The 737-nt window shown below is 66.9% G+C and carries 1 protein-coding gene; it reads left to right on the forward strand.

The genetic code is table 11. The features are described 5' to 3' along the window. Positions 1–25: 25 nt before the first annotated feature. Positions 26–737, forward strand: a 712-nt coding sequence (locus I0Q12_RS19465; protein ID WP_374068736.1) for a glycoside hydrolase family 19 protein, incomplete at its 3' end; no start/stop codon positions are given.

A 737-nucleotide genomic window follows, 5' to 3' on the forward strand; every position in this document is an offset into this window, starting at 1 on the left:
GTGCACGAAGGTGGAGCGCGCTGCGATGTGGTGTGCGCAGCTCGGGCACGAGTCTCAGGGGTTGCGCCTGTTCCGCGAATTGTGGGGCCCGACGGCCGATCAACTCACCTACGACGGGCGTATGGGCAACGGCCCGGGCGATGGGTTCCGGTACCGGGGTCGTGGCGCCATCCAGGTCACCGGCCGCAACCACTACACGGCGTTGTCTGCATGGGCCTGTGATCACGGATATGTGCCCACTCGCACGTTTTTCGTCGACCAACCGGAAGCCCTCGAGCGCGACGAGTACGCGTTCCTCGGTGCTGTTTGGTACTGGACGACGCAGCGACCGATGAACGACCTTGCCGACGCCCGCAATCTCGCGGGCGCCACACGCGCGATCAACGGCGGAGACAACGGCATCGCCGATCGTTCCGTCCGCTACCAACGGTGCCTCGACTTGGGCGCCGCACTACTTCCCACTGGAGGACCGGTGACCACCTTCATCGACGCGGGTGTGGCGCAGCTACACCCGACGCCCGGACTGCTGCGCACGATCAACCGGCCGCAGAACATCAACGAGTCCACCCGCGACCCGAACGGTGCGTGGCCGGGCGCGATCTGGGCGGACATCTGGAACGAGACGGTGTGGGACGGGTACGACATCCGACCCGAGTACGCCGACGTTCCGGATGATGTGGGCCGCTCGGCGGTCGGCCTGCTGCAGACCATCGCGGCCCGCCAGGTCCGCATCGAAG

Source organism: Rhodococcus sp. CX (assembly GCF_015865005.1).
Taxonomy (GTDB): domain Bacteria; phylum Actinomycetota; class Actinomycetes; order Mycobacteriales; family Mycobacteriaceae; genus Rhodococcus.